Annotated in this window: 8 protein-coding genes and 1 pseudogene; 1 reads left to right on the forward strand and 8 read right to left on the reverse strand. The window is 70.1% G+C overall.

The genetic code is table 11. From position 1 onward, the window contains the following. Positions 1-166: 166 nt before the first annotated feature. A complete protein-coding gene (locus tag SYV04_RS43190) occupies positions 167-673 on the forward strand; it encodes a gamma-glutamylcyclotransferase (protein ID WP_321551982.1) in 507 nt (168 codons plus the stop codon). A gap of 5 nt (positions 674-678) precedes the next feature. On the opposite strand, the pseudogene SYV04_RS43195 reads toward SYV04_RS43190, so the two are convergent. The 8 genes and pseudogenes from SYV04_RS43195 to SYV04_RS43230 all read right to left on the reverse strand — a co-directional run. Beyond that, positions 679-1,623: pseudogene (locus tag SYV04_RS43195) on the reverse strand (RluA family pseudouridine synthase); the annotation flags it as partial. Further along, a complete protein-coding gene (locus SYV04_RS43200; protein ID WP_044184276.1) occupies positions 1,617-1,880 on the reverse strand; it encodes a hypothetical protein in 264 nt (87 codons plus the stop codon). The gene SYV04_RS43200 and the pseudogene SYV04_RS43195, both read right to left, overlap by 7 nt. Positions 1,881-1,937: 57 nt before the next feature. Continuing rightward, positions 1,938-3,476: a helix-turn-helix domain-containing protein gene (locus SYV04_RS43205; protein WP_321551984.1), complete on the reverse strand. Its 1,539-nt coding sequence runs from the start codon at positions 3,474-3,476 to the stop codon at positions 1,938-1,940. Then, positions 3,473-4,480, reverse strand: coding sequence for a MinD/ParA family ATP-binding protein (locus SYV04_RS43210; RefSeq protein ID WP_321551985.1), 1,008 nt, complete (start codon positions 4,478-4,480; stop codon positions 3,473-3,475). Before SYV04_RS43210 ends, SYV04_RS43205 begins: the two co-directional genes overlap by 4 nt. A gap of 51 nt (positions 4,481-4,531) precedes the next feature. Beyond that, positions 4,532-6,196, reverse strand: coding sequence for a hypothetical protein (locus SYV04_RS43215; protein WP_321551986.1), 1,665 nt, complete (start codon positions 6,194-6,196; stop codon positions 4,532-4,534). 102 nt (positions 6,197-6,298) lie between these two features. Beyond that, positions 6,299-6,895: an HNH endonuclease gene (locus tag SYV04_RS43220; RefSeq protein WP_321551987.1), complete on the reverse strand. Its 597-nt coding sequence runs from the start codon at positions 6,893-6,895 to the stop codon at positions 6,299-6,301. Further along, positions 6,892-8,292: an L-seryl-tRNA(Sec) selenium transferase gene (gene selA, locus SYV04_RS43225; protein WP_321551988.1), complete on the reverse strand. Its 1,401-nt coding sequence runs from the start codon at positions 8,290-8,292 to the stop codon at positions 6,892-6,894. Before selA ends, SYV04_RS43220 begins: the two co-directional genes overlap by 4 nt. Positions 8,293-8,610: 318 nt before the next feature. Next, entirely contained in the window at positions 8,611-9,069 is a 459-nt protein-coding gene (locus tag SYV04_RS43230; protein WP_321551989.1) for a hypothetical protein, read from the reverse strand. Positions 9,070-9,134: the final 65 nt, after the last annotated feature.

Consider the following 9,134-nt stretch of genomic DNA (forward strand, 5'->3'; position numbering starts at 1 on the left):
GGCCAGCGCGCGAGAGCGGCTTCGAGGAGAATGCATGAGAGGGAGGCGGGACGTTAGCGTAGCGGCGCCCCGGACCCTGGAATAGTGGGTCCCCATCGCCTCAGCGCGCTCCCTGCCCTTTGACACCCAAAGGAAGCTTGGAGAGCCTGCAGGCTGCGAACACCTCATGTGGATCTTCGGATACGGCTCACTCATCTTCCGTCCCTCCTTCCCCTTCGAAGAGCGCCGCGAGGCGTGGCTGAGGGACTGGGCGCGGCGCTTCTGGCAAGGCTCGACGGACCACCGGGGAACCCCCGAGGCGCCCGGGCGGGTGGTGACGCTGGTGCCGGAGCCCGGCGCGCGCTGCTGGGGCGTGGCGTACCGGATCGCCTCCGAGCGCGTGGAGGAGGTGCTGGCCCACCTCGATTACCGTGAGCAGGGAGGCTACGAGCGGCACTGGGTGCGGCTGGAGACGCGTGAGTCCCCGCCTCCGTCCGAGGCGCTCATGTACGTGGCTGGCCCGACCAACCCCCTCTATCTGGGGCCCTCCGCCCTGGAGGAGATCGCGGCCGTGGTGCGCTCGGCTCACGGCCCCAGCGGCCCGAATCGCGACTACGTGCGGCTGCTGGCCGAGGCGCTCGCCCAGGCAGGCGAGCACGACGCGCACGTGGCGGAGCTGGCGCGGCTGCTCTAGCGCTTGCTCGCGCCACGCAGGCGGCCCACGGCTGCCTGGAAGTCCTCCGGCAGCGGGGCCTCCAGCTTCAGCGCCTTGCCCGTCCGCGGGTGCGTGAACGCGAGCCGCCAGGCGTGCAGGGCCTGGCGCCCCAGCGCCTCCTGCGCCTCGGCCACCGAGCCCTTCGCCTTGCGCCCCGCGCCGTACAATGCGTCACACAGCAACGGGTGGCCACTCTCCGCCAGGTGTACCCGGATCTGGTGTGTCCGACCCGTGAGCAGGTCCACCTCCACCAGCGCCGCGCCCTCGAAGAGCTCCCGCGTCCGGTACACCGTGATCGCCGGCTTGCCCTCCTTCACCTTCCCCGTGAACTTCTGCCGGTGGATCGGGTGCCGCCCGTACAGCGTCTCGATGCGGCCCTCTGCCCTCGGCTGACCATGCACCAGCGCCAGGTACGTCTTCTCCACCGCTCGCGTCTTGAAGGCCTTCTGCAGCGCCACCAGCGTCTGCTCGTTCTTCGCGACGACCAGGCAGCCCGTGGTGTCCTTGTCCAGCCGGTGGACGATGCCCGGCCGCAGCTCTCCGCCCACTCCCGCGAGATCCTTCACGCGGTGCAGCAGCGCGTTCACCAGCGTGCCCGACGCGTGCCCCGCGCCCGGATGCACCACCATCCCCGCCGCCTTGTTCACCACCACGAGGTCCTTGTCCTCGTGCAGCACCTCCAGCGGCAGCTCCTCGGCCAGCGGGACGGCCGCCACGGGAGGCGGAACCCGCAACGAGAGCAGCTCTCCCCCGCGCAGGCGCGCGGAGGCCTTCGCGGGCCGACCGTCGGCCAGCACGTGGCCAGCTTCGATCAGCCCCTGAATCCGGGAACGGGTGAGTTCGGTGAAGGTGCGCGCGAGGTGCTGATCCAGCCGCTCGCCCCGGGCCTCGGGCGGGACTCGGTGCTCGCGCGCCTCGGCGGCTACCAAATCTTCGACTTCACGTGCGCCTTCGAGCGCAGGACGATGTCGTTGATGGCCCGCTCGAAGAAGTTCGTCTTCGTGAAGATCTCGGCGCTCACGCGGCTCTTGTAGAGCTCGCGACCCTCGTCCAGCTCGTCCTTGAGCACCTCGAACAGGTTGTCCTGCTCGATGCCCTTGATGATCTTCTGCTCGTTGTAGAGCGAGATATCCGAGGCAATCGCCCGGGCGAGCCGCATCGCCTTGACCTTTTCTTCTTCCGTCATTGCGCGTCTTTCATATTCACGGCACTGCGGGGAGTCAACTTTCCCGGACTCGGGGTCTCACTTCTTCTGGGGCGCCGTGGCCAGGGCCAGATAGCTCTTGGACACTCGGAGCGGATCCAGCCCCAGCTCGCGCGCCACGTTCATCAACATGCCGCGCAGGTACACCGTCGCCGGAAGCGCGGCGTAGCGGTCCGCCTCCACGTTCTCGATGTGCTTGGAGGAGATGCGCGTGCGCTCGGCGAGCTGCTGGAGCGTGAGGTTGCGGCTCTCGCGCACCCGGCGCAGCAGCTCTCCATTGAACTCGGTGTTGGGCGGCAGCTCGATGGGCTTGGGCTTGGGCTCGCGCGCCTTGGCCGCTACCACCGCCATCGCCGACTCCGCCGTCGCGATCGCTGACTCCTGGGCGATCTGCTGGGCCTCCTCGAGGTTCAGGCCGGTGGCGTGGGCCGCGCGTGTGTTGCCCTTGCTCGCCTCGGCTGTGGCTCCCACCGGTGGAGGGGTGGGCGCCGGGCGGTGGAGGCGCCGTCCTCCAGGAGGAAGCGGCGGAGGCGTGGGCGTGGGCCGCAGCGGCCGCTCCGCGCGAGGGGTGGGACGGGGCGCCGCCTGGGCGGGCAGTGGCGCGCGGGCTCCGGACAGCTCCTCATCGTCCTCATGGGCCGGCTTGGAGGCAGCGACCGCCGGCGCGGGCACGGGGGCCGGAGGCGCGGCAGCGGGCTCGACCGGGGCCGGCGCGGGGGCGCTGGGGGTCGTGTCGCGCGGGGCCTCCGCTACCACGGGCGCCGGCGCGGGTTCGGCGGCCGGCGCGGGCGCCTGAACGGCGACAGCTTCGGGAGTCGGGGCGGCCGCCGGCGGGGGTGGGACCGCCTCCGCGTTGAAGGGGGAAAGGAATGCGGAGCCCGTCTGCGAGGTGCCCGGTATCAGCACCGGCACGTACGAGAGGGCGTAGCTGCGGAACGCGGCGTGGACCTGGGTCGGCGACACCACGGCCGGCCCCACTGGAGCAACCGGAGCGGGTGCCGTCGGCTCAGTCGCGGCCGGCGTGGGCACACTGGGTGTACTGGGGGCTGCCACCGCCTCGGCGGACGCCGCCGTGGGAGCAGGTGCCGCGGGAGGTGGGCTCGGAGGCTCGACCTTCTCCACGGCAGGAGCCGGCGCCGGGGCCGCCTCGACGGGGGCCGGCGCCTCGACGAGCGTCTGCGCCGTGGGGAGCGTCAGCACGACGGACTCCGGGGCCTCGGGTGCGGACGGCGGAGGCGCGGGGGTTACCGCCACGGCGGGCGCGGCGGGCTCCACGGCCGGGGCGCGTTCCACCAGCGAGGGAGCCGGCGACACCACCGTGTTGGGCTCGGCGCGGTTCACGCCGATCATCCGATCGTACTCGGCGCGCAGATCCGGCTCGGTGAGGATCTCCATCGCCTCGGTGAGCCGGGCGCGCAGCGCGTCGATCTGTGCCGGATCCACCAGCGCGTACACCGCCACGGAGTCGGGCGAGTACGTCTCCAGCGCGCGCTCGTAGGCAGCGATGATCTCCGCGTCCGGCGCGGTGACGGGGATCTCGAGGAGCTCGTAGTAGGTCTGCTGCTCGAAGGGCTTCATGGTGTGGAGGAGCCACCAGGGGCGGCGTCGAGGGTCAGGATGCGTCCGGCGATCTTCTGGAGACACTGGGAGGCCGGAGAGTCGGGTCGCTCGAGGAGGATCGGCCGGCGCTTGCGCACCGCGCGCCACGCCTCATCGTCGTAACGGATGGCTCCCAGGTCATCCATGTCCAGGCCGAAGAACTTCTTCCACGCGGACACCACCGCGTTGCCCACGTTCATGTCCGCGTCCGTGCGGGCCTGGTTCACCACCAAGCGGATGCGGAACGACTGCAGCTCGCGCTCCAGCCGCGCCCCCGCCGAAGGGTCGTCCTTGCGCACCTGGGCGATGAAGTCCATGGGCGTGCGCAGCGCTCCCTCACGCGTGGTGAGGGCGCTCTCGACGAGCTCTTCGATGCCGTACTGCGCCTCCACCTGCTGCATCTTGCGGAAGAAGGCCGCCTTGACGAAGCGGTAGGCGTTCTCCACGGCGGTGGGCTCGGGCAGCACCACCAACACCCCGTGGTCGGCCACCAGGAAGAAGTCCAGGGTGTTGAAGCTGGTGCCCGCCCCCAGGTCCAGCAGCAGGTAGTCCACCTGCTGGGTCATCAGCGAGCGCAGCAGCTTCTGTTTCTGGGCGTACTTGATGTTGGCCGCGTCCAGTACGTCCTGCGCGCCCGCGATCAGCGACAGCTGGGGCACCCCCGTGGGGATGATGATGTCCTCGAGGTTCGTCTTGGTGTTGCGGACGAAGTCCGACAGCGTCGCGGTGGGCTGGCCCACCCCCAGGGTGGTGTGGAGGTTGGCACCTCCCAGGTCGGTGTCCACCAGCAGCACGCGCATGCCTGCCTGGGCCAGGGCGATGCCGAGGTTGGCCGAGACGAGCGTCTTGCCGATGCCGCCCTTTCCTCCTCCCACGGCGATGACGCGCCGCGGCCGGACGCGCTTGGCGAGGCCGGGGGGACCGGCGCTCGCAGAGGAGTGGATGAGGGGCACCGACACGGTGGAGGCAGGAACGGGCTTCAAGCACCCGTATCAAAACCCGTCCTGCGCGCCGCGTCGACTCCCCGACCTGCCTTAGTTGATGACGACCGTGCAGATACAGGGCTCGGTGTCATTACATGCCGTGTTGCTGGCCGCGCCCTCGCAGCGAAGGCCCAGGCAGCACGCGGTGCCCGTCGAGCACGCCTGCCCGCTGGACGAGCAGGTAGCGCCCGCCTGGCAGGTGCCCGTGGTGGCCCCGTTGGGCACCTCGCAGCGCAGGCCGATGCAGCAATCGGCGCCCGAGGTACACGCCCCGTTCTGCGGCTGGCACAGCGAGGGCGGCTTGCACACCCCGCTGGTGCAGATGCCCGAGCAGCACTCGGAGGGCGAGCCGCACCCCGTCTCGTTCGGCTTGCAGGTGGGGCCCGCATCCGGCGTGCCCGTGCCACCGTCCGTGCCGCCATCCGTGCCGCCACCCGGCGGGATGTTGGTGCGCTGCTGGCACGCGTAGCCCAGCTCGCCCTGGCTCAGGCACTCGGTGCCGGCGCAGCACGCGGTGGCCCCGCTGGAGCCCGGCGTGCAGGAGGAGCCCAGCGGTGCGCACACCGGCCGCTGGCACGACAACGTGCCGTTGCCCGTGGGCAGGCACAGCGCGCCGCCGCAGCACTGATCCGAGAACTGGCACGTGGCCCCATCATTGATGCAGCACGGCTCGGTACCGGTGTAACCCGTGGGGCACTGCTGGCTGCCGCCGCCGAAGCAGCGCGGCACGCCGGACGAGTCCACCTTGCACACGTCCTTGCGCCCGTTGCAGCAGTTCTGCGAGGCGTTGATGTCGGTGACACCTCCGTCGGGCAGCTTGCCCGCGCCGCAGATGTTGCCCACGCCATTGCAGCTCTGGCCGTTGTCACACCGGCCGCCGCTGCACTGCACCGAGCCGTTGGGGTTCACCCCACCGCCGCAGCACTCGTCGTTGTCCGTGCAGAAGTTACCGGTGAGCTTGCAGCCGCCCACGGGCTGGCACACCGTGGCGCCGTAACCCAGGTCCACGCAGGTACGCGAGCAGCACGTGGAGCCATCCGAGCACGGGTTTCCATCCTGCCGGCACCCGCCGCCGCCACCGCCGGTGATGAACTGGCAGCGGCCCGCGCCTCCGTCCGTCGAGGAGCACGAGTTGCCACAGCACTCGGCGTTCGACTGGCACACGTCCCCGTAGCCCTTGCAGGTGTAGGCGCGGGAGCAGACACCGGCCTGGCAGTTGGTGGAGCAGCAGTCGGTGTCCGCGCCGCACGCCTGGCCCAGCACCTTGCACTCCGAGCTGGAGCCGGGGATCTCCGCGCACGTTCCGTTGGTACACGTCTTGGTGCAGCACTGCTCCGCGCTCGTACACGTCTGGCCCACGTCGCGGCACAGGTTGTCGCTGCACCGGCCGTTCTCACAGACGTTGGTGCAGCAGTCGCCGCCCACCTGGCAGGCCTCGTTGGCGCTGCGGCACAGCATATTGGGCTCCGGACAGCGCCCGTCCTCGCCGCACACGCCCGTACAGCACTGGAGGCCCTCGGTGCGGCTGCACGCGGTGGCCTGGGCGAGGCACTCCGAGCCTGGGCCCGCGTCGGGGACTTCGACCACCGGCCCCGCGTCAGGGACTCCCGAATCCGGAGGATCCACGGGAGGGTCGTCCCCGCCACAGTCACAGCCCACGATGGTGAAAGCCAGCGCGAGCGCGCTCAGCACCAGCCAACGGTTTTCCTGTCTCACGTCGTTCCCCTCCGCATGGGCACTCTGCGTGCGCCTGGGGGACCCGTTCAGTCAGGAATCGGCCACACCGGAGCCCCAGGAAGGGCTCCGGGACCGGGGGCACTACTCGTCCAACAGTTCCACGTTCCAGTACGAGGCGTCCTCGACCCGTAGGAACGGAAGCCACTCGCGGTAGGTGACGCGCCGGATGGCACCGCGGAACAGCGGCGTCCACTTCGGACGAAAGGGCCTGCGCGAGAGCTTCATCCCCGCCTGCTCCGGGGTGCGCCCGCCCTTCTTCAGGTTGCAGGGCACGCACGAGCAGACGACGTTCTCCCAGGTCGTCTTGCCTCCCTGGGAGCGGGGGTTGACGTGGTCCAGGTTCAGCTCGGAGCGCGGCAGCGTGCGCGCGCAGTACTGGCAGGTGTCCTGATCGCGCGCGTAGATGTTGAGGCGGGAGAAGCGCACCCGCCCCTTGGGCAGGTACTCGTAGGCGGAGAGCACCAGCACCCGGGGGATGCGGATGGAGCGGTTCACCGTGGTGATGCAGTCATGGTGCGCGGCGCTCAGGGCCGCCCAGTCCGCGAACTCGTAGAGCTTGTACTGCTCGTCGATCGCCTTGGCCACTCCCTGGTAGAGCAGCGAGAAGGCACGCTTCACCGAGGTGACGTGGACCGGTTGGTAGTTCCTATTGAGGACCAGGACAGCGCTTTCGATCATGGGCGTCTTTCCTGCTGGGTGGTGCCAGCCACGGCCTCGGTCACCAGCCTGAGTTCCTCCTCCGCGAGACAGCGGACATCGAGGAGCACTTCTCCGTCCGCGATCCTTCCAATAACCGGCGTTTCCGCGCCGCGCAGGCGCTCCAGGAATAGTTCCGGCTTCCCAACTTTGAGGACGCACGCGAAGGAAGGCAATTGGGCCAGGGGCATGGCGCCTCCGCCTACCTGTCCCGACACCGCGACCACGCGAACCTGTACACCCTGTGCGCCGAGCAACTCCTGGAGTCGCTCGGCGCGTGTACGCAGCACCTCGGGCGGCTGGGCAAGCAGGCGCCAGGTCGGCACGGCCTCCGGGCGGCCGTCCCGGTACAGCTCCAGGGTGGCCTCCAGGGCGGCGACCGTCATCTTGTCCACTCTCAGGGCGCGGGTGAGCGGGTGCGCCTTGATGCGGGCCAGCAGCGGCTTGCGCCCTACAACGATGCCGGCTTGAGGGCCTCCGAGCAGCTTGTCTCCGGAGAAGGCCACCACGTCCGCGCCGGCCTCCACGGACATGCGAACGGTGGGCTCGGTGGTCAGTCCCTCGCCGCCCAGCGGCACCAGCGCGCCCGAGCCCAGGTCCTGGAACACGGGCACCCCGCGCCCCCGGCCGAGCGAGGAGAGCTCCGCCACGCCCACCTCTTCGGTGAAGCCCACCAGCGCGAAGTTGGAGCGGTGGACCTTCACCAGCAGGCCCGTGTCCGGGGTGAGCGCGGCCTCGTAGTCGGCGCGGCGCGTGCGGTTGGTGGTGCCCACCTCCACCAGCTTCGCGCCGGACTGGCGCATCACATCTGGGACGCGGAAGCCGCCGCCGATCTCCACCAGCTCGCCGCGGGAGACGACGCACTCCTTGCCGGAGGCCAGCGCCGCGAGGACGAGCAGCGCCGCGCCCGCGCAGTTGTTGACGACCAGGGCGTCCTCGGCTCCGGTGAGCTCGGTGAGCAGGCCGATGAGCGGGGCGTAGCGACTGCCGCGCTCGCCCTCGTCCAGATCGTACTCGAGGTTGGAGTAGCCCCGGGCCACGGCCGCCACCCGCTCCACGGCCTCGGGGGCCAGGGGCGCGCGGCCGAGGTTGGTGTGCAGCACCACGCCGGTGGCGTTGAGCACCGGGCGCAGGTTCGGCGTGGACAGGGTGCGCAGGGCGGCGTCCACGTCGGCGTCCTCGAAGGGCCGGGGCTCTCCGCCGAGCAGGCGGATGCGTACGCGGTCCACGGCCAGGCGCAGCGCCGCTACGGCCCGAGCGCGTGGCAAGGCCTCGAGTCGAGGCGCCAGCGAGGGCCGGCGCAGGAGCTGCTCGATGGACGGCAGCGCGCGCAGGAGCGCGTTCTTTCCGCCGTCTTTACTATGAGGCGATGCGTCCATGGCTCCGAGTCTAGGAGACCCGGAGCGCGGGAGCTAGCGACCGGGCTGAGCTAACCCCGCTGAGGGAGATAGCCCCCAGGGGAACGACGCCGCAGGTCCTCCTCGCGCTTCGGGGCTGCCTCCTAGTCTGCAGCCATGAGAATGCCCTGGGGAGTCTTGCTGATGGTGGGCGCGTTGGCAGCCAGCTGTACGGCCGGGCCAAGGCCCCAGGAACCGTGTGGCTTCCCCACAGGCTGTGGGGAACTCAATGCGCACTGGAGAAAGAGGCATGCGCTAAATCGGCAGAAAAATGCCGCGTTGAAGACCTTCTTGCGGCGCTCAGGAAGTCATGGCGTCGGGCTCCACGTCGACCATCGCTTTGCCCGCCGCCTTCTTCAGCTCGTTCAGCTCGGTCGCGGCGGCCCCCCTGCGGAAGCTATCCCCGAGCCACCGACGCAGGTCCGCCTCCAGCTCCCCGGCCGTCTGGTAACGCTCGGAGGGGTTGCGCTGAAGAAGCTTGCTTAGCGGGACGCGCAGACACTGAGGAAGATTCGCCGTCACGGCGTCGAGGTCTTCTGCTGTGTACGTCGCCGCCCGCCAGATCGTCTGTTCGATCGTGGGCTCACACCCGGCCAGCCGGGCGCGCTTGATCGCCCGGTTCGCGCGGGCTCGCCGCTTCTCCGAAACCGCTTCCCGGACCTTCGCGGAAACGCCGTTGGGCGCGTCGAGCAGGTTCTTATAGGCTCTCAGGAAAGTAATGTCAGGGCTGGCGGGATCGGAAGCTCCGAACTCTGCCACAGGCGGCGCAGGAAGGAGTCGTCCCGGCAGATGGCGTCGAGCTCAGCCTCGACGACTGCTGCAAG

This window comes from Hyalangium ruber, from assembly GCF_034259325.1.
In the GTDB taxonomy this organism is placed as follows: domain Bacteria; phylum Myxococcota; class Myxococcia; order Myxococcales; family Myxococcaceae; genus Hyalangium_A; species Hyalangium_A rubrum.

Bases quoted from the DNA above. Each gene is read 5' to 3' on its own strand.
- SYV04_RS43190 (WP_321551982.1), top strand. From the start codon at position 167: ATGTGGATCTTCGGATACGGCTCACTCATCTTCCGTCCCTCCTTCCCC.
- SYV04_RS43200 (WP_044184276.1), bottom strand. From the start codon at position 1,880: ATGACGGAAGAAGAAAAGGTCAAGGCGATGCGGCTCGCCCGGGCGATT.
- SYV04_RS43205 (WP_321551984.1), bottom strand. From the start codon at position 3,476: ATGAAGCCCTTCGAGCAGCAGACCTACTACGAGCTCCTCGAGATCCCC.
- SYV04_RS43220 (WP_321551987.1), bottom strand. From the start codon at position 6,895: ATGATCGAAAGCGCTGTCCTGGTCCTCAATAGGAACTACCAACCGGTC.
- selA (WP_321551988.1), bottom strand. From the start codon at position 8,292: ATGGACGCATCGCCTCATAGTAAAGACGGCGGAAAGAACGCGCTCCTG.